Raw genomic sequence first — 26,015 nt, forward strand, 5'->3', positions numbered from 1 at the left:
TAAAAGGATAGTGGCTGTTGAGCTAGCAACTGAGTTCACTACTGAACTGAAGATGTTAGTCTTCTGGCTTCAGTAAACCTTGCGGCCCAATATGGCGCAGTGATGTATTCCAAGCGCACGGTTCCGCCTGCGCTTGGGGCATGGACAAACCTGCCTTGCCCCACATAAATGCCTGCGTGTGAATACTTTGCCCCGGTAGTATTGAAGAAGACTAGATCTCCTGGTGCGGGTGGGCCGTTATCCACGATTTGACCTCTAGCACTCATCTCTTGAATGGTGCGTGGCAACTTAATATCGGCAGACTTGTTATAGACATAAGCGATTAGCCCACTGCAATCAAACCCTCCATTGGGATTATTTCCGCCATAGCGATAAGGAACGCCTACCAACCCAACTGCAGCGATCGATATATCTTCGGTTCCAACACTCGTATCCTGTTTAAATTGCGCCACCTTAGCCGAATTATTCTTTGAGCTAAAGCTGTTGCAACCCGATAGTATTGTTAGGGCACAAATAAAAATGCCGCACCCAATTAGAGTGCGGCATGAAGAGGTTTGCTTAGAGGGCGTCAGCAGCATGATCCGCAAGACGTGAACGCTCGCCGCGAGCAAGAGTGACATGCCCACCATGACGCCAGCCTTTGAATCGATCTACCACATAGGTAAGACCCGAAGACCCCTCAGTTAAATAGGGCGTATCAATTTGGGCAATATTGCCTAAACAGATAATCTTCGTTCCTGGGCCTGCACGAGTGACCAAGGTCTTCATTTGTTTAGGCGTTAAGTTTTGCGCTTCGTCAATAATCACAAACTTGCTCACAAATGTTCTGCCACGCATAAAGTTCATGCTCTTCACCTTAATGCGTGAACGAATTAATTCTTGTGTCGCAGCACGCCCCCATTCTCCAGCACCGCCATCCTCATTACGCTGCAGTACCTCAAGATTGTCATCAAATGCACCCATCCAAGGCTGCATTTTTTCCTCTTCAGTGCCGGGCAGGAATCCAATATCCTCGCCCACGGGAACTGTAGCGCGGGTAATGATGATTTCGTTATAGCGTTTGCTATCAAGTACTTGCTCGAGGCCAGCAGCCAAAGCAAGCAAAGTCTTTCCGGTACCCGCCTGTCCAAGCAGTGTTACAAAATCAACATCTGGGTTCATGAGGAGGTTCATGGCAAAGTTCTGCTCGCGATTACGCGCAGTCACACTCCACACATTATTTTTCTGATGGGAGAAGTCTCTCAAAGTTTGGAGGAGGGCGGTCTTGCCGTTGATTTCTTTTACTTGAGCGTAGAACGGTGTGGAGCCATCTGGATTTTCTTGATAGACAAACTCATTGACTAACATGCTGGGAACGGAGGGTCCAGTTACGCGATAAAACATCGTGCCAGATTTGCCGTCAGACCAGCTCTCCATATCTTTGCCATGCTTTGGCCAAAAATCGGCAGGCAATGCCATGACGCCGGAATACATTAAGTCACGATCCTCTAGCACCTGGTCGTTGAAGTAATCTTCAGCCGGTAATCCGAGGGCGCGAGCCTTAATACGCATATTGATATCTTTCGATACCAAAACAACTTCTTGGCCCTGACGTGTTTTTTGTAGTTCGCTGACAACAGCTAAGATCAGATTGTCGCCTTTGCCTTCAGGTAAACCCTCTGGCAATTCCTGGGTAGTTAATTTAGTTTGGAAAAAGAGGCGACCAGACACATCTTGATTACCAAGCTTATTAAGGGCGATGCCCTCATCAAGCGTGCCGCTAGTGCCAGCAACCAGTTGATCTAAGGAGCGGCTGACGGTACGGGCGTTGCGCGCAACCTCAGTCATCCCCTTTTTGTGATTATCCAATTCCTCCAAGGTCGTCATTGGTAAGAAGAGATCATGTTCAGAGAAGCGGAACAAAGAGCTTGGGTCATGCATTAATACATTGGTGTCAAGAACAAATAAGCTTGGTGGACCAGTACGAATAACCCGCTTTGGTTTTTCTGGAACGTTAGCTACCTTTCGATCAGTGCGCTCATGAAGTGCGGCAGCTGGTCTGCGATCCCCTTTGATTTTCTCAAGTGCCACCTCAGCTGCTGATAGATCCACTTCTGCATCTGTTGCCCAATCAGGGGCATGACTTTCCATCACAACAGTTTTTGCTGGTGCAGGACGCTTCTTTAAATTTGGAGTGTCTTTGCTACTAATTTTGACTTGGCCAGCAATTTGAGTTGGGATTGGGGGCAATGGCATGCAGACTCTCCTAAAAGAAAAAACCGCCAAGCGAATTGCATTGACGGTTTGTAACGAAACTGGGTATAAAACGATCTGTAAAATGGCGGGGGTTGTTTACCAGGCCTGTTCTGAGATTTTCAGGCCGATGAGTCAAACGGATTGTGAGACTTTCCCGTCGTTTACGGTGCATATGAACAACTTTACCCCAAATTTTGGACTTTTCAAGTGCCCTCGATCAAATTAATTAAAAAATTATTGAGCGGCTTGTGCTGCTTGTAATACCTCTGTCACATGTCCGGGAACCTTAAGTCCACGCCACTCTTTAACTAGCTTTCCAGAGGAGTCGAAGAGAAAGGTGCTGCGCTCAACGCCGCGAACCTGCTTGCCGTACATATTCTTCATTTTCATTACGTTAAATAGTTGACAGAGCTTTTCTTCAGTGTCAGCCACGAGCTCAAAAGGCAGCTCAAGTTTGCTGCGAAAGTTATCGTGCGATTTGAGGCTATCCCGAGACACGCCAACAATGAGAGTATTTGCTTTAGTAAAGGCATCAATATTGTCCCGAAATTCACCGGACTCCGCAGTACATCCTGGAGTCATATCTTTTGGATAAAAGTAAATAACCAGTTTTTTACCTTTAGCCGAGTCTTGAGTAAAGGTCAATCCTGATGTTGCTGGGATTGCGCACTGTGGCATTGGCTTACCGATTTCTACTGTCATGATGATCCCTCTTATTTAATTATTTATGTTACTTATTCTTGGTACTAATTACTGTAATGTTATTTATCCAGCTTGCAAAATGAGTTCGCCACTTCGGTTCGGGATTTCTCCCCAGGTAACTGGCTGTACTGCTATTTTATCGAGTTGCTTAGTGGCTTCCCAAGATAGATGAAGCTCACCCATAGTAACCAGATCATGTCCTTGATTGAGCCATCCAGCTAGCAACTGCTCAAAGGCGGGAAGTAGCTTTTGACCTTCGAGCTCTGCATGAAGAGTAAATACCTGATCATTCGGATTGCTTTTGGTGATTTCAAGGATTTTCTTCACTGCGCCAAACTCATCGGCATCATCAATGCCAATTAACTCATCAAAAGTGGGTAGAGTAGTGGGGTACTGGACATGTTTTGCTTTGCCTGAAGCCAACTCAAAACGATAGGGTATGAGGTTGGGCTGGGCTCTGCCATCGGAGGAGTATTTGATGCCCCATTGATCGAGTTGCTCAAAAGCAGCCTCATTCATTTGCCACCCAGCTGCACCATAAGTCAATGGTGGATGACCAAAGATCTCTACAAAACGATCCCAGCTTTTTTGCATCTGTGCTTTAGTCCACCGACTATCGCGATTACGCACGGCATCTTGCCAGGCTACGTGATCCCAGGTATGAATTCCAGTTTCGTGACCGGCGGCATCAATCGCACGCATTTCCGCGGCAGCTTGTTTGCCAATGTCTGGACCGGGAAGTAAGACTCCATAGAGTAAGGTCTTGATTCCATAGTGCTCAACAACAGATGTGCGGCTAACCTTCTTCAGAAAGCCTGGTTTAAATACGCGCTTTAGTGCCCAACCAGTGTGATCAGGACCCAAGCTAAATAAAAAGGTGGCTTTCAGGCCAAAGCGTCGTAGCGTACTGGCTAGATTTGGGACGCCTTCTTTTGTGCCGCGTAAGGTATCAACATCTACTTTGAGAGCAATCTTAGCCATGAAGCCTTAAATATATTTTTGCTTATTCTGTATCGACTAAATGACGTGCTTTTTCTACGTCAAGGCGATAGGCTTCGAAAATATTTTTCAGAGCATCGCTCATATTGATGCTTGGCTTCCAACCTAGTTCACTCATCGTATTGTCAATTGCAGGAACACGGTTTTGAACATCTTGATAGCCTTCACCGTAGTAAGCCCCAGAAGTAGTTTCAACAATCTTCACTTCGTTGGCTGTCTTAGCATACTCCGGAATGCTGCGAGCAATCTCTAGCATCTGATTGGCGAGTTCGCGAATAGAGTGATTATTCTTTGGATTACCGATGTTATATATCTTGCCGTTAGCAATACCATCTTTGTTATCAATGATGCGCATTAGAGCATCGATACCATCATCAATATAAGTAAAGGCACGTTTTTGAGCGCCACCATCAACAACATTAATGGGTTCGCCGCGAACAATGTGACCCAAAAACTGAGTTACCACTCGGGAAGAGCCTTCTTTTGGAGTGTAGATGCTGTCTAGTCCAGGGCCAATCCAGTTAAATGGTCGGAAGAGGGTAAAGCGTAAGCCTTCCATGCCATAGCCCCAAATGACGCGATCCATGAGTTGCTTAGAGCAGGCGTAGATCCAGCGTGGCTTATTAATTGGACCGTAAACCATATTCGATTTAGCGGGATCGAATTCTCCATCCTCACACATGCCGTACACTTCAGAAGTCGATGGAAATACTAAATGCTTTTTGTATTTAACGGCAGAGCGCACGATGGGCAAATTAGCTTCGAAGTCGAGCTCAAATACTTTTAATGGCTGCTGAACATAAGTCGCTGGTGTCGCAATTGCTACTAAAGGTAAGATGACATCGCATTTGCGGATGTGATACTCAACCCATTCTTTGTTGATGGTGATATCCCCTTCAAAGAAGTGCATACGTGGATGGTTGATTAAGTCACCCAGACGATCGTTTTGCATATCCATGCCATAGACGTCCCAATCGGTTGTCTCAAGGATGCGCTTAGACAGGTGATGACCAATAAAGCCGTTTACGCCAAGAATGAGTACTTTTTTCATCTTTACTGCCTCGTTTTAATCTAAAAAGTGCTGCTTTATATTGATTAGCTGTCCGCCGGGAACCAGTCTATTATCTCTACCGCCCTATGGTCCCCACAAATGCCGAATACCCGATTATCAACCACTTGGATACCAGGGGCCTGAAGATCTAGCTGCCCTGGAAAAGACTCATTAAGGCTGGTGCGAGCCACAATCCTACGTTGACCTTGCCAGTCGGTAAAAGCGCCGGGATAAGGAGGTGCAACGGCTCTGACGAGGTTATGAACCTGCTGAGCCGTCTGATGCCACAGAATCTCCCCATCCGCAGGTTTACGTCCTCCAAAATAGCTTCCCTGAGCCAGATTATTGGGTTTTCTGGGGATATGACCTTGAACAAGCTCTGGTAGGACCTGCTCCAATACGGTAACAGCAGCCTTGCTAACTTTGCCAAACACATCGGTAGCAGTTTCATCGGGGCCAATTAAAACTGCAGATTGCCCCACGATATCGCCGGCATCCGGTTTGACTTCCATGATATGTAATGTGGCACCCGTTTCAGTTTCTCCGTGAAGAATGGCCCAATTGACTGGCGCCCGTCCGCGGAACTTTGGTAGCAGTGAACCATGCATATTTAAAGCCCCAATCTTCGCGCAGGCTAAGAGTTCTGCTGAAATCATGTGGCGGTAGTAGAAAGAAAATAAATAATCGGGAGATAACTTTTTGATCTGCGGAATCAAATCGATTAACTGGTTGGCATTTGGTGTGATGTAAGGAATTTTTTTATCCTCACACAGTTTAGCGACGCTCCCAAACCAGACATTTTCATTGGGGTCATCCTGATGAGTGACTACGAGATCAACCTGAATACCTGCACTCAGCAATGCCTTAAGGCAATTAACGCCAACATCGTGATAAGCAAAGACGACTGCGTGCAATTATTTTTTCTCTAAAACGGTTTGCACAACATAGCGTGGACGCTCACGAACTTGTTGGTAGATGCGGCCAATATACTCGCCCAGTAAGCCAAGCCCAAAGAGCATTACGCCAATCAAGAAGAAAGTGAGAGCAAAGAGGGTAAATACCCCTTCAACCTCAGCGCCGAGCACAAAGCGGCGCACCGCAAGGTAGATAAACAGGCTGCCCGCAGCCATTGCTAGCAACATGCCCAGAATCGAAAAAATCTGTAAGGGCATAACAGAGAAGCCGGTCACTAAATCAAAGTTCAAACGAATGAGTTGATATAAGCTGTACTTAGACTCACCGGCAAAACGCTCTTCGTGTTTAACCGAGATTTCAGTAGGATTTGATGCAAAGGTGTAAGCAAGTGCCGGAATAAAGGTGTTGCTCTCATCACACTGACGTACCAGATCAACAATGCGACGGCTATAGCCACGGAGCATGCAGCCTTGATCGGTCATTGTGATTCGGGTAATCTTTTCACGCAAATGATTCATAGTAAGTGAGGCAAATTTTCTAAAGAAGCTATCTTGACGATCGGCGCGGATAGTGCCAACGTAGTCATGACCTTTGAGTAATTCATTTACCAAGGCATCGATTTCTTCAGGGGGATTCTGCAAGTCTGCATCAAGGGTGATGATGTATTCGCCACGGGAATATTCAAAGCCAGCCATGATCGCCATGTGCTGACCAAAGTTGCTATGAAATAACACTGCACGAGTGACGTCAGGACGTAATTCAACTTGCTTGGCTAGAATGCCAGCCGAACGATCTTTACTACCATCATTTACAAACACGATTTCGTAAGTAATATCTCGCATCTCAGCTAGAGTATCTAAAGCGGGATATAAGCGATCAAAGAGTGCTTGAAGCCCATCTTCCTCGTTATATACGGGGATAACAATGCTGAGTTGGAGATCGCAGGCCGGGGAAGCTAAATTTGCAGACATTGTGCAATTTTGCCTGATTCCGCTCTCGGGACTAGTTTTTGCGATGTTTCTTCAAAATTCCAGTCAAACCCCTAGCTATTCGGCCAACATCTTCATCTGCCATACCTGGAAAAAGGGGAAGGGTCAAAATGGAGCGACCGATACGATCTGCTTCCGGGGTAGCTTTGGCTTCATAGCCTAGCTTTTGGTAAAGTGTAAATCCAGTAATCAAGGGGTAGTGGACGCCGGTCCCAATGCCCAGATCTTTGAGTTCAGTCATTACTTGTGCGCGATCTACATTTAATTGCTCAAGGGGGAGTATGACTTGGAACATATGCCAGTTACAGTCGGAAAAGTTCTCTACCGGTAGCTCTAGATTGAGGGTCATTAAGTCAGCGGATTTGATTTCATGACGAATAGCATCAAAATACTGTTTAGCTAAAGCACTTCTGCGCGCCTGAAATGCAGGCAACTGCTTTAGCTGATGGAGACCGATAACTGCGTTCACATCAGTCAAGTTATCTTTACCGCCAAGAACGTCAACATCCATGCCATCCATACCTTGGCGTGTGAGGCCTTGTAGACGAAACTTCTCTGCTAGCTTTGTTTCATCCGTATTGTTGAGTACAAGACAGCCACCCTCAACAGTCGATAAATTTTTATTTGCCTGAAAGCTAAAGCTCACAAGATCACCAAAACTACCAATCTTTTGGCCCTTCCACTGCGATCCAAATGCTTGTGCCGCATCTTCAATGACTCTTAGCTTGTATTGCTTGGCTAACGCATAGAGTTGATCCATATTGACTGGTAGTCCGGCCAGATAGACCGGCATGATGGCGCGGGTCTTTGGGGTAATGGCTGCAGCTACCTTATTTAAGTCAATATTGCGACTAATAGGATCAATGTCAACAAATACAGGTGTTGCGCCTACACTCAAAATGACATTAGAGGTAGCTACCCATGAGATTGGGGTGGTAATCACTTCGTCGCCAGCGCCAATGCCGGCAACCTGTAAGGCGATTTTCATAGTGGCGGTGCCGTTGGCAAAGCAACGTACAGGGCGACCGCCAAAATATTCACTGAGGGTCGTCTCAAATTCGGTCAACTTCGGTCCCGAGGTTACCCAGCCAGAACGCAATACCTCTGCAACGGCATCAATTGTTTCTTGATTGAAATGTGGGCGAGTAAAGGGGATGAAAGGTAGAGTATTTTCGGATTTCGACATGAGGAGCTGAAGGCCTTATTGTGATGAAGTGCTTATAGATTCTGGATGCTTAACTATTACGCGTCGAGAATCTCTGCCAACTTCTTGCATGGGGATATTAAGTTTTTGTAACTCGATATATTGTTCAGGAACCATTAATGCATAAGCTGTTTGATCTTCTCTCCAACGTTCGATGAATGCATCTAAGGTGGGGAGCCACAACTCGGGCTCTTGTTTTACGCCAAACTCAAGCTCATCCGGAAACTCCACCATTGTCATGGTTCTGCCGAGATAGAAGGGTACCGTGTGATCTAGAATGCGCACAGAGTAGAAGTTCACCTTTTCTGGGATGCTTGCTTTAATTTTCTCGACCAAATCAATGCCAGATACTGCTCGACCTAAAGTTTCATGGCCTGTGCCCGCAATCATTGCGCAGAGAAAAAAGCCGCAAGCAAAACTCGTGATACTGTTTAAGCCGTTACCGTTACTTCGCATGAATGCCAGGAGACTGAACGCAATTAAGGTAATGAGTGCGGCAATCACCCAATAAGTGTATTGCGCATAGGACTCAATTTCATCCGGCCTTGCTTGTTTGCCAACTTCACCCAAAAAGAAAAATCCAATACAACCCAAGATCGCAAAGAAAAGGACCTGCAATTTCCAGGGCAATCCCAGTGAGTTACTAAAGCCCAGATTCCGGTCTAAGTGATGCCCTACAAGCAATGCTAGCGCTGGGAATACGGGGATGATGTAGCCAGGCAACTTAGATTGGGAGATGCTAAAGAATCCCATAATAATTACAAACCAACAGGTCAGCAGCCAGCCGCTAGAGAACTCACGCTTTCGTTCTCGCCACGCTTGAGCAATGGCGCTGGGGGCTTGCGCAATCCACGGTAAAAAACCTAATAGTAATAGCGGGAGGAAGTAATAAATTGGCCCAGTTCTGCTATGCGCCTTTTGCGTAAATCGTTGCAAGTGTTCGTGAATAAAAAAGAACTCAAGAAACTCTGGATTGCGTTGTGCCACCAGAACAAACCAAGGCGCAGTGATGGCTAAAAATAAAATCGTGCCGCTAACGATATGCAGGCGGCCCCAGATTTTCCAGTCCCATGCGGTGATGGAATAAATAACAAACACCATGCCGGGGATTGCGACGCCGATCACGCCTTTCGATAGCGTTGCCAGTGCCATGAAAGCCCAGCAGGCCCACATCCATTTTCTGATGTCAGTTGAATTTTGAGAAGTTTGAGCTAATAAAAGACTGCAAAGTGCAGCAACTAAAAAAGCTGACAGTCCCATATCTAGTGAATTGATATGTCCGCCAATGACCCACATTGGACTGGAGGCCAGGGCAATAGCAGCCAACCAACCTGCTCTTGCGCTATAGATGCGTGCACCGGTAAATCCAATAAATAGAATTGTCAGAAAACCAGTAAGCGCAGTCCACAAGCGCGCTTGCCAATCGCCGATGCCAAAAAAATTGAAGGCGGTAGCAGTCGCCCAAATTTGCAATGGCGGTTTTTCAAAATATTTATAACCGTTGTAGCGTGGCGTGACCCAGTCTCCAGTAACCAGCATCTCGCGTGCAATCTCGGCATATCGACCCTCATCAGACGGAATGAGATGGCGGTAGTTAAGGGTGCCAAACCAGAAAAGGGCATAGATGAGGACTAGAACCAAAATAGATGCTGGGTTGAGAGCTCTGGACTGCCGAATTTGACCAAACTGCATTAGATGCTCTCCACGATCAGGGCGAGTAGAACCTGGCGACCCTCGCCAACGAGAATGTTGTAGGTGCGACAAGCAGCTTGAGAATCCATCATTTCAAAGCCAATTTTGGCCTCAATGAGGGTTTTTAGTAGCTCGGGCCTTGGAAAGCGCTGGCGTTTGCCGGTTCCAATAATGATTAATTCAGGCTTGAGAGATGCCATTTGGGTGAAATCTGTCGAGCTAAGGTCATCAAAAGATTTAACGGCCCACTCGAGGATATCGCCATCCGAGCTCAATAAAACCGCGTGACTGTAGGGGATCTTATTGATCTCGATGTAACCATCACCATAACCGGTGATGGTATTGGCTCCGGCATGGGGGTCAGATTGAAGCTTCACGTGGACTCTCTGTCATAATTATGAGGATTATAGCTAGCTGTTTTTTCCTAGTTTTCAAGAACTTACCCTTTAATTTATTGTGAAACCGATCCTAAAGTCTGAAAAACTCAATCACGTCTGCTATGACATTCGTGGACCCGTGCTGGAGCTTGCTCAGCGCATGGAGGAGGAGGGTCACAAAATTATCAAGTTAAACATCGGTAATGTAGGTGTTTTTGGCTTTGATCCTCCAGAAGAGATTCAGTTGGACATGATTCGCAATTTGAGTAATGCCTCAGCGTACTCTGATTCCAAGGGAATTTTTGCCGCTCGCAAGGCCATCATGCAGTATTGCCAAGAAAAAGGCATCCAGGGCGTCACTTTAGATGACATCTATACTGGAAATGGTGTTTCTGAGCTCATCGTATTAGCAATGAACGCATTACTCAACAATGGTGATGAAGTCTTGGTTCCTGCTCCTGACTACCCGTTATGGACGGCTGCTGTGAGTTTGTCTGGAGGTACCCCAGTCCATTACTTGTGTGATGAGTCTAAAGAATGGGCGCCTGATCTAGCAGATTTGCGTAAAAAGATTACGCCTCGTACTAAAGCGATTGTGGTGATTAATCCCAACAATCCAACAGGTGCAATCTATTCAAAAGAAGTGCTGACAGAGATAACTTCTATCGCGCGCGAGTATGATTTGATTCTGTTTGCCGATGAGATTTATGACAAGATGTTGTATGACCATGAGAAGCATATCTCATTGGCATCCTTATCTACTGATGTGGTCACTATCACCTTCAATGGTTTATCGAAAAACTATCGCTCTTGTGGTTACCGCGCTGGTTGGATGGTGGTTTCTGGGGATAAAGAGATGATTAGGGACTATATTGAAGGTCTCAACATGCTGTCCTCAATGCGCCTGTGTGCCAATGTGCCAGGGCAGTACGCCATTCAAACTGCATTGGGCGGCTACCAAAGTATTAATGATTTGGTAAATGAAGGCGGGCGTTTAGCTAAGCAGCGTGATCTTGCTTGGAAGCTGATTACTGAGATTCCAGGCGTGACTTGCGTTAAGCCAAAGTCAGCGCTGTACTTATTTCCAAGGCTTGATCCCGAGATGTATCCGATTGAGGATGATCAGCAATTCGTAGCTGATCTCTTGAAGGAAGAAAAAGTATTGCTGGTTCAGGGCTCTGGCTTTAATTGGGTTAAATCAGATCATTTCCGCGTAGTGTTCTTACCTCACGAAGATGTGCTTAAAGAGGCGATCAGTCGTCTTGCGCGTTTCCTTGAGCGTTATCGTCAAAAACATAGCCGTAAAGCGGCTAACTCAACAGCAACAAAGGCATCATGAAACCGATTCAAGTTGGTCTATTAGGTATTGGCACTGTAGGTGGTGGTGTATTTACTGTCCTCGAGCGCAATCAGGACGAAATTACACGTCGTGCCGGTCGTGGTATTCGTATTCATACCGTTGCCGATCTGAATGTTGAGCGCGCTAAAGAGTTAGTAAAAGATCATGCTCTGGTGGTAAGTGATGCTCGTGCTGTCCTCAATAATCCTGAGATTGATGTCGTTGTTGAATTGATCGGTGGTTATGGCATTGCTAAAGACCTGGTTCTTGAAGCCATTGCAGCCGGCAAGCATGTAGTCACAGCCAATAAGGCTTTAATCGCGGTTCATGGTAATGAGATTTTTAAAGCTGCCCATGAAAAAGGTGTCATGGTTGCATTTGAAGCGGCTGTAGCTGGCGGTATTCCAATCATTAAGGCGCTACGCGAAGGTTTGACCGCAAATCGTATCGAGTGGATCGCCGGTATCATCAATGGCACAACCAATTTTATTCTCTCTGAGATGCGTGATAAAGGCTTGGACTTTGCGACCGTCTTGAGAGAGGCGCAACGTTTAGGTTACGCAGAAGCGGACCCTACCTTTGATATCGAAGGTGTAGATGCTGCCCACAAGGCAACAATCATGAGTGCAATTGCATTTGGAATTCCAATGCAATTTGACAAGGCGCACATTGAAGGCATTACCAAGCTGGATGCCATTGATATTAAATATGCGGAGCAGTTGGGTTATCGCATCAAATTGCTCGGTATTGCGAAGAAGACAAGCACTGGTGTTGAGTTGCGCGTGCACCCAACCTTGATTCCGACTAAGCGCCTCATTGCAAACGTAGAAGGTGCGATGAATGCCGTTCAGGTTTTTGGTGATGCAGTGGGTACTACTTTGTACTATGGTAAAGGTGCAGGCTCAGAGCCAACAGCTTCTGCAGTCATTGCGGACTTGGTGGATATCACTCGCTTATTGGGCGCGAGTCCTGAGAACCGCGTCCCTTACTTGGCATTCCAGCCTGATGCAGTTCGAGATATCACGGTATTACCAATGGGTGAAATTACAACCAGCTACTACTTGCGTTTGCGTGTAGCTGATCAGGCTGGAGTATTAGCTGATATTACTAAGATCTTAGCTGCCCATAGCATCTCGATTGATGCACTCTTACAAAAAGAGGCGGACGAGGGTGAAAGCCAAACTGATTTGGTTGCACTCACTCATGAGACTAAAGAAAAGCACATGCTGGCAGCGATTGCCGAAATTCAGAATTTGAAGACCGTAGCCGGTGAAGTAGTGAAAATCCGTTTAGAAAATCTGTCCTAATATAAATACATGCGTTACCAATCAACTCGGGGCAATAGTCCGCAGCAATCCTTTCTAGAAATCTTACTTGGTGGATTGGCACCAGATGGTGGTTTATATCTGCCGACTGAATACCCACAAGTAACTGAAGAGCAGTTGGACTCTTGGCGAGGCTTGTCTTATGCTGATCTAGCTTATGAAGTCTTGAGTTTATATTGCGATGATATTCCTGAGGCGGATTTACGTACCTTGTTGCGTAAGACCTATACCGCGCAAGTCTATTGCAATGGCCGCACTGAAGATAACGCTCAAGACATCACGCCATTACATTGGCTGGGTGAAGAGCAGGGCACGCGTATTGGTTTGCTGAGCTTATCTAATGGGCCTACATTGGCATTCAAAGATATGGCCATGCAGTTACTAGGCAATCTCTTTGAATACGCCTTAAAGCAGAAGGGTCAGAAGCTGAATATTTTGGGCGCGACATCTGGCGATACTGGTAGCGCTGCTGAATACGCTATGCGTGGCAAGGAGGGTGTGAAGGTATTTATGCTATCCCCACGTGGCAAGATGAGTTCTTTTCAATCTGCCCAAATGTACTCTTTGCAAGATCCGAATATTTTTAATTTGGCAGTTGCTGGTGTATTTGATGACTGCCAGGATATTGTCAAAGCAGTAAGTAATGATCATGGCTTCAAAGCGAATTATCAAATTGGTACTGTGAACTCTATAAATTGGGGTCGCGTGGTTGCTCAGGTGGTGTATTACTTCCAAGGTTATTTGCTGGCTACAAAATCAAGTACTGAGAAAGTTTCTTTTACCGTCCCCTCTGGTAACTTTGGCAATATCTGTGCTGGCCACATTGCCCGCATGATGGGTTTACCAATTGCCCATTTAATTGCCGCTACCAATGAGAATGATGTGCTGGACGAGTTCTTCCGTACAGGCGTTTACCGTGCACGTAAGTCTGCTGAGACTTTGCATACCTCTAGCCCATCTATGGACATCTCTAAAGCAAGTAACTTTGAGCGTTTTGTATTTGATCTTATGGGTCAAGATGGCAAGGCAACTGCTGGTATGTTTAAGCAGGTAGACGAAGTTGGCGGTTTTGATATTTCTAAAGACAGCGTCTTTAAAGAAATGGCTCAGTATGGATTTCAATCAGGTCGTAGCACCCATGAAAACCGCCTTGAGACAATTCGAAACATCGACTCACAGTATGGCGTAATGATTGATACACATACAGCAGATGGTGTGAAAGTGGCGCGTGAGCATTTACAGTCAGGTATCCCAATGATTGTTTTGGAGACTGCCTTACCAATTAAGTTTGAAGAAACAATTGAAGTGGCATTGGGACGCCCAGCCGAATGCCCGGCAGCATTTAAAGATATTAAGTCAAAGCCACAGCGCGTTGAAAATATTGATGCAGATGTTGATCAAGTTAAAAACTTCATTACTACCCACGTTAACTAACTCATAAATATAGCGCTATGACTAAGCCTCCGATGTTGACTGCTCAGCAGGCTTTAGATCACTTGCTATCTCACGCAAAGCCCGTGAGTGAAACAGAGACGCTTCCGATGCAAGCTGCCTTAGGCCGTGTGTTGGCGGAGAGTGTCAATAGTCTTGTAGATGTCCCTCCGCTAGATAACACCTCTATGGATGGTTATGCAGTGCGTACTGCTGACACCCAAAATTCTGGGAGTACCCTCAAGATTGCTCAACGTATTCCAGCGGGATCTATGGGTACTCAGTTGGAGCCTGGCACTGCTGCCAGAATTTTTACAGGTGCCCCAGTTCCTCCTGGCGCTGATGCGGTTGTGATGCAAGAGGACTGCGCTATTTCGGAGGGATTGGCCGATCAGGTGCAGGTGAATATTGCGCCGACCTCAGGCCAATGGATTCGGCGAAGAGGGGAAGACCTGACTGCCGGAAAGTTAGCTCTTGCAGCAGGTACTTTTTTGCGCCCACAAGAATTAGGTGTTGCTGCATCTGCTGGCCTAACGCATTTGACTGTAAAACGTAAGCTTAGGGTTGCAGCCTTTTTTACTGGCGACGAACTGTCTTTGCCGGGCGAACCGCTTAAGCCGGGTGGTATCTACAATTCCAATCGAGACACTTTATTGGCATGCATTAAATCCCTAGGCTGTGATGCGACTGACTTTGGAATTGTGCCTGACAGTCTTGAGGCTACTAAAGAGACGCTTCGTAATGCCAGTAAAGATCATGATCTGATTATCACTTCGGGTGGTGTATCTGTTGGTGAAGAGGATCATATTAAGCCCGCAGTTACTGCTGAAGGCAGATTAGATCTCTGGCAGATTGCCATTAAGCCTGGTAAGCCTCTAGCTTTTGGTGCTGTGCGTAAATCGGATCATCCAAATGGCAATTTGGCCCAGACCGAAACTTGGTTTATTGGACTTCCTGGTAATCCGGTATCCAGCTTTGTGACCTTTCTATTATTTGTCAGGCCATTCATTCTCAAGTTACAGGGGCGAGAGGCAGGTGCGCCGCAGTCTTACCCCATGCGTGCTGACTTCGATTGGCTTAAAGGAGATCGTCGTAACGAATTTCTAAGGGTCAAGATTAATGCGCAGGGCGGCTTAGATTTGTTCCCAAATCAAAGCTCTGGCGTTCTTACAAGTGCTTCTTGGGGTGATGGCTTGGTAGATTGCCCGCCGGGCCAAGCATTTAAGGCTGGCGATATGGTGAAGTACATACCATTTAGCGCGCTTCTACCCTAATAGTATTACGATCTCCTTATGAAACTCGAATTAAAGTTCTTTGCTTCCTTGAGGGAAGGTCTTGGACTTTCTAGTGAGAGTATTACTACTCCTGCAGAGGTAAAAACAATTGCCGACTTGAGAAGCCATCTCGCCCGGCGAGGAAATCCTTGGGGTGAAGTATTGGGGGGCTCCAAAGTGATTCGCTGTGCTTTAAATCATGAGATGGTGAGCGACTCTACTTTGCTTGTCGAGGGCGCTGAAGTCGCTTTCTTTCCTCCGGTTACTGGTGGCTGAGATGCAGAACGATTTCATTCGCATTCAAGAGCAAGACTTCGATCTCTCGACTGAAGTGAAGAAGCTGCGTGAGCATGATGCTCGTGTAGGTGCAATAGTCACTTTTGTTGGTGTTGTCCGGGATATGAACGATGGTAGTGAAGTCAAGGGTATGACTCTGGAACACTATCCCGGTATGACAGAAAAATCCCTAGAGGACATCATCAAGCAAGCTAGAGGACGCTGGGATCTTTATAAGACGCTTGTCATCCATCGGGTAGGCCCACTTCTGCCTGAAGACCAAATTGTGCTGGTCGCCCTTACCAGTGCTCACCGAGGTGAAGCATTTGCTGCGTGTGAATTCATCATGGACTACTTAAAAACAGCGGCACCTTTTTGGAAAAAAGAAGAAACTCCGACAGGCAGTAAGTGGGTTGATGCCCGAGTAACTGACGATACTGCAATGGCACGCTGGCGTTAATTAGCGCTTTATCTGTTTCACTGCCAAAGCCATCTCAAGACCGCTTAACCAAGCGCCCTCGACTCTGCCGCCATTGAGCCAGTCCCCGCAAAGCCCAAGGCCGATATCTGGTAGCGCAAGAAATCCGATTGAATTTTTTAAACCACCACTTGCATAGCGCCAGCGGTGCATGCTGATTTCTGCACCCTGACAATTAAATCCCAGGCTTTTTAGACATTTCACCAGCTGGGCTTGGGCATCTTCTTTACTTAATTCAACATGATCTTGGCTCCATGCTGGGTTAGCATGGACAGTCCAAATATTGCCCTGGCGCATTGTTTTAGATCCATTCTGGCAAATCCAGCTAATGATTTCTTGATTGATGAAAGCGGCGTCAAAATCTGCTGCTATTTGATTTGGAAGATTTGCCATCATGGTCCAGCATGCACTCATCTGAGCCGGGGAAATGGTATCAAACACTCTCGCATCAACATCTTTAGTTAAAGCGCTTGCTTGAGGAGCTGGTATGGCTAGCACGATGAAATCATATGATGCTGTAATTTCTCTATTCTCATTACACCGGAGATGCCACTTACCATCTTTTCTCTCCAGTTGTGAGATAGTTGTCTCATGCTGAATGGATAGATCTTTAGCAAGATGTTTCCCTGGCGAGCTCATATTGGGCGTGCCAACATAACGGATTTCTTGTGATTGACTATCACGCCAAACCCCAGCCTCATATACCTTGAGTTTGGGTTTCCAGACGGCGGCAATGTCAGCCTGAATCCATTTCTGTACTTCCTGAATAAAGCGGTCATCTCTAGCGGTGAAGTATTGGGCACCATGATCTACCGAGCCATTTTGCGTGCGACGAGTACTCATTCGTCCACTGGGGCCGCGACTCTTTTCAAAGATATCTACTGATATGCTGCTTGACACAAGCTCTCTTGCACAAGACAGCCCAGCGATACCCGCGCCAATCATGGCTACTTTCATAATTTCTCTACTACTATTCATATTTTAGGAAGTATTTTTCGAAAAGTGAGGTTGATTCTTGGGCTTGTAACAGCCTTTGTCTTAAGAAGGCTATGATGCCAATGTTCTTGAATGGGTGGATACATGATGAGTAGGCTGCCATGCTCAAGAAATAGTGAGTTGGTAGTTTTATCCAGTTTATGGCGAAATGCAAACTTACGTTTAGCACCTAAGCTGACGGATGCGATGGGAGTCCCACTATCTAACTCCTTCTCATTATCGCTATGCCATCCCATCCCTTCTTCGCCAGCGTGATAGAGATTTAGTAAGCAGGAGTTGTAGGTATGACCAGTCCATTGTTCAAGCTTGTGCTTCATATTTAATAACTCCTGAGTCCATGCCTGAGGGGTTTTTTTTACTCCAGAGTAGGTGTAAAGGCACTCGGGGTCACCCACCCAGGCAACTTTTCTTGCGGTTGTCACCAATCGTCCAAACATGAAGATTTGATCTGACTCCCAGATCAGGGAAGTTAATAGATTTGAAAATAAGGCATCAGAGGCATTGGCATCATAAAAATGAGTGCAATATTCGGCACGCCCATCTTTTTCCAATATGCATATTGGATCGAATGCGCTAGGGTGATTGAATAAAGGGTTTTGCATTTTTTGATAACAAGACTGGGGGCCTGTGCGCTAATGCCATAAAAACCCTAGAATAGATTCTATTATGAATTGTTCGGAATTAAGGGACCAATTATGAAGGCACTAGATAAGCGTTGCTGCGGTTCAGGCGTTTGCATCATTAATGATTCGGGAGAGTGTTGGTGCGGACAGGTATGGGATGGCGAAAAAATGAGTGCGCCACCTTTGATGCCGGTGAAAATTCAGTCTACTGACTCCGGATCTGAAGATACCAAGCCTGAATCTTAGACTTTCGTTGAGACAGGCTTTATTTGCAGGCCATGCATAGTCAATTTATTTATTTGATCCGTACACTCTGCGAAGGGAGTGAGCGGCTACCCCATCTTTTAGCGCCCCCCTTACAGGAATCGCCATCGCGAGAATCGCAGATTGCACAGCCAGCCGCTCCAGCCGACTTGGTTGTGGTCGGTTAATAATCGGATAAGCCCAATCAGGTAAGTTTAGAAAGCCAGCCCGACTAATCATCTTTACAAAAGGCTTAGAGCTGAGATTACTGGGAAAATGATCCAGCATCTCGATAATAATCTTAGCTCTCTCCCCGAAGTGAAGTTGGGGGATGTATTGCCTGATGGCTTGTTCTGTACCAATATAGGTATCCGGTAGATTAACTGCCCCCAATTTCTCCCCGAGTATTTTCATTTCTGCAAAATACTGATCTTTTTGCTTTGTAATTAGAGACTCACCTCGGTATGACTCATAAGAGCGCATAAAGCTACGAGTTTCTGTGAGGTGAACCCATGCGAGTAGTTCAGGATCATCGGCTCGATATGGTTCATTAAATTCATCAAAACCAGTGACCTTTTGATGAATCTGATTCACTCGATTAATGGCGTTGTTCGCCATCTCATTGGATCCATAGGTAGTTGCAGCGATGAAAAATGCAGTTCTGCCTAGCCTTCCTTTTAGATCTTTTCTAAAACTTGAATGGTCCCATACCCCAGCAAGTGCCTTTGGATGAAGGGCTTGCAGTACTAATGAGCTGATGCCGCCAATCATCATGGAAATAAAATCTGCATGTACTTTCCAGGCTATCGATTCTGGGCCGAATAAGCCTCTGTCACCAGCTGGTTCCAAAAATGCTACTGGCGGACCACCGCCTCCCACCATTTCTCGTATCGACCGACGAATCAGCTCATCAATCATGTTATTAGTGCAGCATGGTGTTGCGTAGATCGTTGTCTTCAATGATCTCTGAAATTAAGTCAAGTCGAATTCTGGGGTTACTTTGAGCAAGTAAGTGGCTCTTCTGAGCCGGGGGCAGAGGCAGAAGCTCTGCCAATCGATTGGATACCCATCCGCAATCATCTAGATTATCTGGGATGATGAATGCTTCATTCCCCCGCAAATCCTCACGTTTGATAATGGAAATAATTTCATGAAGAAGTGCAGCTACTTTTTCATGTTCTTTCGGTAACGGCATTGCTGGATCAGCATCCATCAGTTCAATTTGACCCATCCATAAGCCATCAGATTCTTGTTTAATATTCAGGATACGGAAGCGTTGCGTTCCATAGGATTTGGTCATGTAAAGAGCGGGCTGAATTGGATCAAACTCTTCCAATTTCGCTAAGGTGCCAATGTTTGAAAAGTTAACGGGGGCGCTTGCATCGGAATCAATCGGCTTGTTGTCGAGAATGCTCACAACTCCAAAAGGCGAGTTTTCACGTAAGCAACGTTTCATCATATCTAGGTAGCGTGCTTCAAAAATTTTGAGCGCAATTACACCGCCTGGAAATAGGGTAGTGCCCAGAGGGAAAAGGGGGATCCAGCTGGCTATTAAAGAAGGTTTTGTCATTCGTTTAATTTAAAGGATTTGCAATGACTTTGCTGAGCGCTCGAAATGGCATCATGATCAGCAGCAATCCTAGATTTCAGCCAAAATGATGCTGTTCACAGGAGAATTTATATGATGCAAAAACTTCGAGTTAAGCTCGCACGCTGGATTTTGGGCAAGCACTGTCCTTGCTACCAAATGGGGTATCACACCATGGTTGATTTTCAGCAGCGCAGCGCTGATCAACTTGAGAAGGCTAAGCAAGCTAAATCTATCAATAGCTAGACTACATGTTGTACTGAAATCCGCATCCCGCAATGAAGATCTGGAAGATGAGACGAAATTGTGCATTGACCCCAGGTCAGCTGCTCAAGTTCTATATCGCGCTAATTTGCCTTTCTTTAACTGTGGCTACAGGTTTTTTATTGGCCGGAGTAAAAATGATCCTGATCTTCACGGCAATTGAGTTAACTGCAGTCACTATTGGCTTTTTAATCTATTGCCGACATGCTTTAGACTTTGAGGAGATTGAAATCAGTGGCACTCGATTATTGGTGAGGAAGTTTATTGCCTATAAAGAGACTGTAATTGAATTCAATACTCGCTGGGCCAAGGTTTCTCAGCCGGAAGAATATGAAAAAGTATTTTTTATTGAGCAGGGAGGGCAGAGGGTTGCGCTTGGCCAATTTCTTGGGCGGGAGAAATTTAAGAGCCTCATCGCTGAATTAAGGTCTTATTTGGATTGATTTAAACCATAAATTAAAAATGGTTAAAAAATTTGCCCCTGCAAAATTTGCCATTTAATCCGATACTGAAAATAGTTTAATAATTTTGCTAATTTCATTATGAACGTTAATACAGCAGTAAAAGCAGCCCTAAATACCTTGGTTGATATTGCATCTCATTCCAATAGTATCCAACCAGTTACAGGCTTGGAACTGGCACAGCGCCAGAAATTGTCACTAAGTAGAATAGAGCTGTTGCTTAGCGCCTTACGTGCTGCAGGCATCGTGAAGGGTACAAAGGGTCGAAATGGAGGCTATACGCTCTTGCAAGATCCTCGAATGATCACCATCAAAGATGTAGTGCTGGCCATGAATTACATCAAAAAGCGCAAGGTTGAGGCTTGTGATATCGCTCATGAGCTATATCAATCCCTAGAGGCTTATATGCTCAGCTGCATGGCAAATGTTAGTCTCTCCGATGCCATTAAAGATTATGTACCTCGTTTTAGCGAGACTAAAACTCTCCCAGTACCTCATACTTTTACTTATTCGGAGATAAGAGTTGATAAGCAAGCTAAAGGTGAGGTTCAAACGGTAATTAAGAGGCCATTTAAGAAAGTAGCCGATGTGCCATTAGGGCCAAACTCCATTTTTAGCTTTGGTGACTATCTCCATAAAGTAGGATAAAAACAAGGCTCCATATGATGAAGGCAAAAAAGTTAAATTTAGCTAGCAAGATGTTGATCTCCATCATGATTTCAATATCGCCATGGGTGACTTCTTTCGCTGCAGATAGCGCCCCGACTAAATCTGATCCTGCCTGGCTAACAGATTCTCGTGCCAGCATTAAATCCAATAACTATGAGCAAGCAATAAAGCAGTTGCAGTCAGCAAATGAAGTCAATTCCTCGGATTGGAATAATCTCATGGGATATAGTCTGCGCAAAAAGCAGCCACCAGATTTAGTGTCATCTGAAAAGTATTACCAGGCCGCTCTAAAGATTGATCCAAACCATAGGTCCGCATTAGAGTATTACGGCGAGCTGCTTTTAATGAAAAAGGATTTGCCTGGCGCTGAAGCTATATTGGCTAGACTAGACAAAGCTTGCTTCTTCGGTTGCGAAGAGTACCGTGACCTTAAAGAAAGTATTGCGAAGTATCAAGGTAAAAAGTAATTCCTTAACCCGCATGTCATTAGGTGAGCATGAATTTCCCCCATTAGCATTTGTTGATATTGAGACTACGGGATCTCATTTTGAGCGTGATCGCATTACTGAAATAGGTATCCAATCTCTGATTGATGATCAGCTAGAGACTTGGGAAAGCCTTATTAATCCCCAAGCATTTATTCCACAAAATATTCAAGCCTTGACCGGGATCCGTCCGGATATGGTGAGAAGGCAGCCTGCTTTTGATGATTTGGCGACAGAGATTGCGCGACAACTAGAGGGTAAGATTTTTATAGCCCATAACGCACGATTTGATTATGGTTTTTTGAAGGCATCATTTAAGCGTGTGGGCATCGACTTTAAACCTAAAGTACTTTGCACCGTAAAGCTCTCTAGACTCCTATTCCCAGAGCAGGCTAGGCACAATCTTGACACCATCATTAGCGCACACGGCCTTAAAGTGAGCGCACGACATCGCGCACTTGGTGATGCAGATTTGTTACTCCAGTTTTGGCGAGTTTGCGAAGCAAAGCTAGGGCGTGAGGCGCTGCTTAAAGCAGTTAACCAGCTCATTGGCAATGCAAGCTTGCCGCCTAATATTGACAAAGCCCTGGTGGACTCTATTCCTGAGAAACCGGGTTGCTATATTTTGTATGGCGAGAATCAGGTGCCACTCTATATCGGCAAGAGTATTTCATTGCGTAGTAGGGTAATGGGACATTTTCAGGGTGCACTATCTCAGCGCAAGGAAATGAAGCTCTCTTTACAAATCAGGGATATCGATTGGATTGAAACCAGCGGAGAGTTAGGGGCGCTCATTCTGGAATCGCGGCTAATCAAGGAACGTATGCCTAGCCTGAACATAAAATTACGCCGCTCTAAGGATCTCTGTGCTTGGAAGTTAGTCTTAGACGAGTTTGGCGTGCTAACTCCACAGCTCGTTGGTCATCGGGAACTAGATCCTGGTATTCAAAAAAACTTGTTTGGTCTGTTCTACAGCAAAAGAGAGGCCAACGGCTACCTCAAAGCGATAGCAAAAAAATATCGACTATGTGAAGCGTTACTGGGTTTAGAGAAGCGTATTGAAGGTAAAGCTTGTTTTGGTTATCAAGTAAAACAATGTGGGGGCGCGTGCATTGGTTGCTCCCCTATCGAGTTACATAATCTCCAGCTGCAGACTGCCTTGGAGTTATTTCAGGTTCAAGTGTGGCCTTATTCAGGACCCGTTGCAATTAGAGAGGGGGGTCATATGCACGTTGTGGATCGCTGGCGTTATTTGGGCACGGCGATTAACGAAGCAGAGCTTTATGAATTGGCAGACTCTGGTGAGGCTGAGTTTGACCTGGATATCTACAAGATCCTAAAAAAAGCGCTATCAGGAAGCTTTAAAAACCAGGTGATTCCTTTGATGCTCCAGGATCCTGCGTAAGTCGAATTTCCGAACCACTGATTAGGTTTGAAAAAACCCTAACTTTGCTGATCTCGGAAGTTTCTTCAATCTAGCCTCCGCCTTTGAGGCCTCAGATCGGTCGGGGTGCTCTTGAGTAGCCAAAAGGACGACTGGTCTGCGAGCCCTCGTATAGCGAGCGCCATCACCCGAATTATGGGCTGCTAAACGATGCTCCAAGCGGTTTGTAATGCCGGCGTAATAGCTACCATCAGAACACTCGAGGAGATAAACAAGCCAGGTCAAAATAGGTATCAATTCGCTTAAAAAGAGGTCTAACAGACTTGAAATTACTAAGAATGTCCCTATATTCTATAGATATAAATACATAAAAATAGATTGAGTAGATAGGACTTAAAAATGAGAATAGATAAATTAACTACGAAGTTTCAAGAGGCGCTGAGCGAGGCGCAAAGTCTTGCTTTGGCAAAAGATAATCAATATATCGAGCCAGCCCATTTATTGCTAGCAATGCTGCGTGACTCGGATGGCGCTGCTAAGAGCTTACTAACTCGCGCCGGTGTCAACATATCTGGCCTTGAGAAGGCTACCGAAAGATTGATTGGTAATCTCCCTGAGGTACAGGGCACCAGTGGTGAGATACAGGTTGGTCGTGATTTGAGCAATTGGCTCAACTTATGTGAGAAAGAGGCCAATAAGCGCAATGATCAATTTATTGCTGGCGAACTATTTTTGCTGGTTGTAGCCGATGACAAGGGTGAGTTGGGCAAGATCGCTCGTGAGAATGGTTTAAATCGTAAATCGTTAGAGGCGGCTATTGATTTAGTACGCGGAGGAGAGTCAGTGAATAGTGCGGATGCCGAAGGTCAACGTGAAGCCTTAAAAAAATATACTGTCGATTTAACCGAGCGCGCTCGCATGGGTAAGCTCGATCCCGTTATTGGTCGTGATGATGAAATTCGTCGCACCATTCAGATTCTGCAGCGCCGTGGCAAAAATAATCCAGTACTGATTGGTGAGCCGGGCGTAGGTAAGACTGCCATCGTGGAGGGTTTAGCCCAGCGCATTATTAATGGTGAAGTTCCTGAAACCCTGAAGAATAAGCGTGTCTTGGTTTTGGATATGGCACTTTTGTTGGCTGGTGCTAAGTACCGTGGTGAATTCGAGGAGCGCCTCAAGGCTGTTCTAAGTGATGTGGCTAAGGATGAAGGTCAAACCATCATTTTTATTGATGAGATTCATACGATGGTGGGTGCTGGTAAGGGTGATGGTGCTATGGATGCTGGCAACATGCTCAAGCCCGCTCTAGCGAGAGGTGAATTGCATTGTATCGGCGCGACTACTTTAGATGAATATCGTAAGTACATCGAGAAGGATCCTGCGCTTGAGCGTCGCTTTCAAAAGGTGATGGTCGAGGAGCCCAGTGTTGAGGCAACTATTGCCATCTTGCGTGGATTACAAGAGCGTTATGAGCTTCATCATGGCATTGAGATCACCGACCCCGCAATTGTTGCTGCCGCAGAGTTGTCTCACCGCTACATTACAGACCGTTTCTTGCCAGATAAAGCGATTGACCTCATTGATGAGGCTGGTTCACGTATTCGTATGGAGATCGATTCCAAGCCAGAAGTAATGGATAAACTTGAACGCCGTCTTATTCAACTCAAGATTGAGCGCGAAGCTGTTAAGAAAGAAAAAGACGAGGCCTCACAAAAGCGCCTTAGCTTGATTGAGGATGAGATCAAGCGCTTGGGTGCTGAGTACGCTGACCTGGAGGAAATCTGGAAGGCAGAAAAAGGTGCTGTATTGGGCGCAGCTCACCTCAAAGAGGAGATTGAAAAAGTCCGGGCTGATATCAATAAGTTGCAGCGTGATGGTAAGTTGGAGCAGGTTGCTGAATTGCAATACGGCAAACTACCAGAGCTCGAAGCGAAGTTGAAGTCTGCTGCCGCTGCTGAAGCAAAGGGCGATAAAGACGGTGTAGTGAAGAACAAACTCCTGCGTACTCAAGTAGGCGCAGAAGAAATTGCAGAGGTAGTTTCTCGGGCTACAGGTATTCCAGTGTCGAAGATGATGCAGGGCGAGCGTGACAAGCTCTTGAAGATGGAAGAGTTATTGCACAAGCGCGTGGTTGGACAGGAAGAAGCTATTCGCGCAGTATCTGACGCCATTCGTCGCTCCCGTGCTGGTCTGGCTGAAGAGAATCGTCCTTATGGCTCATTCTTATTCTTGGGACCTACTGGTGTTGGTAAGACTGAGCTTTGCAAAGCCTTGGCCGGTTTCTTATTTGATAGCGAAGACCACTTGATTCGTATCGATATGAGTGAGTTCATGGAGAAGCATAGTGTTGCTCGCTTAATCGGTGCGCCTCCAGGTTATGTGGGTTACGAAGAAGGTGGTTACTTAACCGAACAAGTACGTCGCCACCCATATAGCGTCATCTTGTTTGATGAGATTGAGAAAGCGCATCCAGATGTCTTTAACGTACTCTTGCAAGTTTTGGATGATGGTCGCCTAACCGATGGTCAAGGTCGTACCGTGGACTTCAAGAACACCGTCATTGTGATGACTAGTAATATCGGGTCGCATCTGATTCAGTCGATGACAGATAAGAAGCAATCGGAAATTAAGGATGCAGTATTTGAAGAATTAAAGAATCATTTCCGTCCTGAGTTCTTAAATCGTATTGATGAGATCGTCGTATTCCATGGTTTGGATAAAGGCAATATCGCTAACATCGCAAAGATCTTGCTCAAGAATTTGTCGGATCGCTTGGCCAAGGTTGATATGCAGATGGAGGTCAGCGATGCTGCTCTGAGCAAGATTGCAGAAGTTGGCTTTGATCCTATATTTGGGGCCAGACCACTGAAGCGTGCAATTCAGCAATATATTGAAAACCCAGTCTCCAAGATGATCTTGGAAGGCAAGTTCGGCCCTAAAGATACCGTTCCCGTGGGCGTCGACAAGAAGGGCGATTTCAGCTTCGATAAGTAATATCGCTGTATTTCAACAGGA

At 45.7% G+C, this 26,015-nt stretch carries 27 protein-coding genes and 1 pseudogene; 13 read left to right on the forward strand and 15 right to left on the reverse strand.

The window, feature by feature from the left end:
- Positions 1 to 56: 56 nt before the first annotated feature.
- The 10 genes and pseudogenes from ICN43_RS05095 to ICN43_RS05140 all read right to left on the reverse strand — a co-directional run.
- Positions 57 to 452: pseudogene (locus tag ICN43_RS05095) on the reverse strand (C40 family peptidase); the annotation flags it as partial.
- Between the two features lie 106 nt (positions 453 to 558).
- Complete coding sequence (locus tag ICN43_RS05100; RefSeq protein WP_216197515.1) at positions 559 to 2,235, reverse strand: PhoH family protein; 1,677 nt, start codon at positions 2,233 to 2,235, stop codon at positions 559 to 561.
- Positions 2,236 to 2,469: 234 nt separating this feature from the next.
- Positions 2,470 to 2,937: a peroxiredoxin gene (locus tag ICN43_RS05105; protein ID WP_216197516.1), complete on the reverse strand. Its 468-nt coding sequence runs from the start codon at positions 2,935 to 2,937 to the stop codon at positions 2,470 to 2,472.
- Positions 2,938 to 3,000: 63 nt separating this feature from the next.
- Positions 3,001 to 3,918 (reverse strand): polysaccharide deacetylase family protein, encoded by a 918-nt coding sequence (locus tag ICN43_RS05110; protein WP_216197517.1) that lies wholly within the window; start codon positions 3,916 to 3,918, stop codon positions 3,001 to 3,003.
- A gap of 22 nt (positions 3,919 to 3,940) precedes the next feature.
- The gene (locus ICN43_RS05115; RefSeq protein ID WP_216197518.1) at positions 3,941 to 4,987 is read right to left on the reverse strand and encodes a bifunctional UDP-4-keto-pentose/UDP-xylose synthase; all 1,047 of its coding nucleotides are present in this window, start codon (positions 4,985 to 4,987) and stop codon (positions 3,941 to 3,943) included.
- 44 nt (positions 4,988 to 5,031) lie between these two features.
- Positions 5,032 to 5,901 carry a formyltransferase gene (locus ICN43_RS05120; protein ID WP_216197519.1) on the reverse strand — a complete coding sequence of 290 codons (870 nt, stop codon included), beginning with the start codon at positions 5,899 to 5,901 and terminating at the stop codon, positions 5,032 to 5,034.
- Complete coding sequence (locus tag ICN43_RS05125) at positions 5,902 to 6,873, reverse strand: glycosyltransferase (protein ID WP_216197520.1); 972 nt, start codon at positions 6,871 to 6,873, stop codon at positions 5,902 to 5,904.
- Between the two features lie 31 nt (positions 6,874 to 6,904).
- Entirely contained in the window at positions 6,905 to 8,077 is a 1,173-nt protein-coding gene (locus ICN43_RS05130; RefSeq protein WP_216197521.1) for a DegT/DnrJ/EryC1/StrS aminotransferase family protein, read from the reverse strand.
- A 15-nt stretch (positions 8,078 to 8,092) separates the two neighbouring features.
- On the reverse strand, positions 8,093 to 9,787 hold the full coding sequence (locus ICN43_RS05135; RefSeq protein ID WP_216197522.1) for a glycosyltransferase family 39 protein: 1,695 nt from the start codon (positions 9,785 to 9,787) through the stop codon (positions 8,093 to 8,095).
- A complete protein-coding gene (locus ICN43_RS05140) occupies positions 9,787 to 10,164 on the reverse strand; it encodes an MTH938/NDUFAF3 family protein (protein ID WP_216197523.1) in 378 nt (125 codons plus the stop codon). The genes ICN43_RS05135 and ICN43_RS05140 overlap by 1 nt, the downstream gene beginning before the upstream one ends.
- A gap of 79 nt (positions 10,165 to 10,243) precedes the next feature.
- Between ICN43_RS05140 and ICN43_RS05145 the strand changes: the two genes are divergently transcribed.
- Genes ICN43_RS05145 through moaE form a run of 6 tightly spaced genes read left to right on the forward strand, consistent with a single transcriptional unit; the run spans position 10,244 to position 16,269 of the window.
- Positions 10,244 to 11,503 carry an aminotransferase class I/II-fold pyridoxal phosphate-dependent enzyme gene (locus ICN43_RS05145; protein WP_216197524.1) on the forward strand — a complete coding sequence of 420 codons (1,260 nt, stop codon included), beginning with the start codon at positions 10,244 to 10,246 and terminating at the stop codon, positions 11,501 to 11,503.
- The gene (locus ICN43_RS05150; protein ID WP_216197525.1) at positions 11,500 to 12,810 is read left to right on the forward strand and encodes a homoserine dehydrogenase; all 1,311 of its coding nucleotides are present in this window, start codon (positions 11,500 to 11,502) and stop codon (positions 12,808 to 12,810) included. Before ICN43_RS05145 ends, ICN43_RS05150 begins: the two co-directional genes overlap by 4 nt.
- A 9-nt stretch (positions 12,811 to 12,819) precedes the next feature.
- Complete coding sequence (thrC, locus tag ICN43_RS05155; protein WP_216197526.1) at positions 12,820 to 14,262, forward strand: threonine synthase; 1,443 nt, start codon at positions 12,820 to 12,822, stop codon at positions 14,260 to 14,262.
- A gap of 17 nt (positions 14,263 to 14,279) precedes the next feature.
- Positions 14,280 to 15,533: a gephyrin-like molybdotransferase Glp gene (glp, locus tag ICN43_RS05160; RefSeq protein ID WP_370623155.1), complete on the forward strand. Its 1,254-nt coding sequence runs from the start codon at positions 14,280 to 14,282 to the stop codon at positions 15,531 to 15,533.
- An 18-nt stretch (positions 15,534 to 15,551) separates the two neighbouring features.
- Positions 15,552 to 15,809: a molybdopterin converting factor subunit 1 gene (moaD, locus tag ICN43_RS05165; protein WP_216197527.1), complete on the forward strand. Its 258-nt coding sequence runs from the start codon at positions 15,552 to 15,554 to the stop codon at positions 15,807 to 15,809.
- Between the two features lies 1 nt (position 15,810).
- Entirely contained in the window at positions 15,811 to 16,269 is a 459-nt protein-coding gene (moaE, locus tag ICN43_RS05170) for a molybdopterin synthase catalytic subunit MoaE (RefSeq protein WP_216197528.1), read from the forward strand.
- Here moaE and ICN43_RS05175 read toward each other — a convergent pair whose 3' ends face one another.
- The gene (locus tag ICN43_RS05175) at positions 16,270 to 17,265 is read right to left on the reverse strand and encodes an NAD(P)/FAD-dependent oxidoreductase (protein ID WP_216197529.1); all 996 of its coding nucleotides are present in this window, start codon (positions 17,263 to 17,265) and stop codon (positions 16,270 to 16,272) included. It lies immediately after the preceding gene.
- Positions 17,262 to 17,885: an alpha-ketoglutarate-dependent dioxygenase AlkB gene (locus tag ICN43_RS05180; protein ID WP_216197530.1), complete on the reverse strand. Its 624-nt coding sequence runs from the start codon at positions 17,883 to 17,885 to the stop codon at positions 17,262 to 17,264. The genes ICN43_RS05175 and ICN43_RS05180 overlap by 4 nt, the downstream gene beginning before the upstream one ends.
- Before the next feature lie 93 nt (positions 17,886 to 17,978).
- Here ICN43_RS05180 and ICN43_RS05185 point away from each other — a divergent pair, with 93 nt between their 5' ends.
- On the forward strand, positions 17,979 to 18,152 hold the full coding sequence (locus ICN43_RS05185) for a hypothetical protein (protein ID WP_216197531.1): 174 nt from the start codon (positions 17,979 to 17,981) through the stop codon (positions 18,150 to 18,152).
- A gap of 45 nt (positions 18,153 to 18,197) precedes the next feature.
- Here the strand turns inward: ICN43_RS05185 and ICN43_RS05190 are convergent, their stop codons facing one another.
- Entirely contained in the window at positions 18,198 to 19,067 is an 870-nt protein-coding gene (locus tag ICN43_RS05190; protein ID WP_216197532.1) for an oxygenase MpaB family protein, read from the reverse strand.
- A gap of 4 nt (positions 19,068 to 19,071) precedes the next feature.
- Complete coding sequence (locus ICN43_RS05195) at positions 19,072 to 19,719, reverse strand: LON peptidase substrate-binding domain-containing protein (protein ID WP_216197533.1); 648 nt, start codon at positions 19,717 to 19,719, stop codon at positions 19,072 to 19,074.
- A 111-nt stretch (positions 19,720 to 19,830) separates the two neighbouring features.
- Here ICN43_RS05195 and ICN43_RS05200 point away from each other — a divergent pair, with 111 nt between their 5' ends.
- From ICN43_RS05200 to ICN43_RS05220, 5 genes are all read left to right on the forward strand, one after another.
- Positions 19,831 to 19,983 carry a hypothetical protein gene (locus tag ICN43_RS05200; protein WP_216197534.1) on the forward strand — a complete coding sequence of 51 codons (153 nt, stop codon included), beginning with the start codon at positions 19,831 to 19,833 and terminating at the stop codon, positions 19,981 to 19,983.
- 47 nt (positions 19,984 to 20,030) lie between these two features.
- On the forward strand, positions 20,031 to 20,444 hold the full coding sequence (locus ICN43_RS05205) for a DUF2244 domain-containing protein (RefSeq protein ID WP_255533425.1): 414 nt from the start codon (positions 20,031 to 20,033) through the stop codon (positions 20,442 to 20,444).
- Positions 20,445 to 20,543: 99 nt separating this feature from the next.
- Positions 20,544 to 21,110 carry an Rrf2 family transcriptional regulator gene (locus tag ICN43_RS05210; protein ID WP_216197536.1) on the forward strand — a complete coding sequence of 189 codons (567 nt, stop codon included), beginning with the start codon at positions 20,544 to 20,546 and terminating at the stop codon, positions 21,108 to 21,110.
- A 14-nt stretch (positions 21,111 to 21,124) separates the two neighbouring features.
- On the forward strand, positions 21,125 to 21,598 hold the full coding sequence (locus ICN43_RS05215) for a tetratricopeptide repeat protein (RefSeq protein ID WP_255533426.1): 474 nt from the start codon (positions 21,125 to 21,127) through the stop codon (positions 21,596 to 21,598).
- The gene (locus ICN43_RS05220; protein ID WP_370623156.1) at positions 21,555 to 23,021 is read left to right on the forward strand and encodes an exonuclease domain-containing protein; all 1,467 of its coding nucleotides are present in this window, start codon (positions 21,555 to 21,557) and stop codon (positions 23,019 to 23,021) included. The genes ICN43_RS05215 and ICN43_RS05220 overlap by 44 nt, the downstream gene beginning before the upstream one ends.
- A 21-nt stretch (positions 23,022 to 23,042) precedes the next feature.
- Here ICN43_RS05220 and ICN43_RS05225 read toward each other — a convergent pair whose 3' ends face one another.
- Complete coding sequence (locus ICN43_RS05225; RefSeq protein WP_216197537.1) at positions 23,043 to 23,285, reverse strand: GIY-YIG nuclease family protein; 243 nt, start codon at positions 23,283 to 23,285, stop codon at positions 23,043 to 23,045.
- Between the two features lie 114 nt (positions 23,286 to 23,399).
- Here ICN43_RS05225 and clpB point away from each other — a divergent pair, with 114 nt between their 5' ends.
- Positions 23,400 to 25,994: an ATP-dependent chaperone ClpB gene (clpB, locus tag ICN43_RS05230; RefSeq protein ID WP_216197538.1), complete on the forward strand. Its 2,595-nt coding sequence runs from the start codon at positions 23,400 to 23,402 to the stop codon at positions 25,992 to 25,994.
- Positions 25,995 to 26,015: the final 21 nt, after the last annotated feature.

It is taken from the genome of Polynucleobacter sp. UK-Mo-2m-Kol15 (assembly GCF_018881505.1).
In the GTDB taxonomy this organism is placed as follows: domain Bacteria; phylum Pseudomonadota; class Gammaproteobacteria; order Burkholderiales; family Burkholderiaceae; genus Polynucleobacter.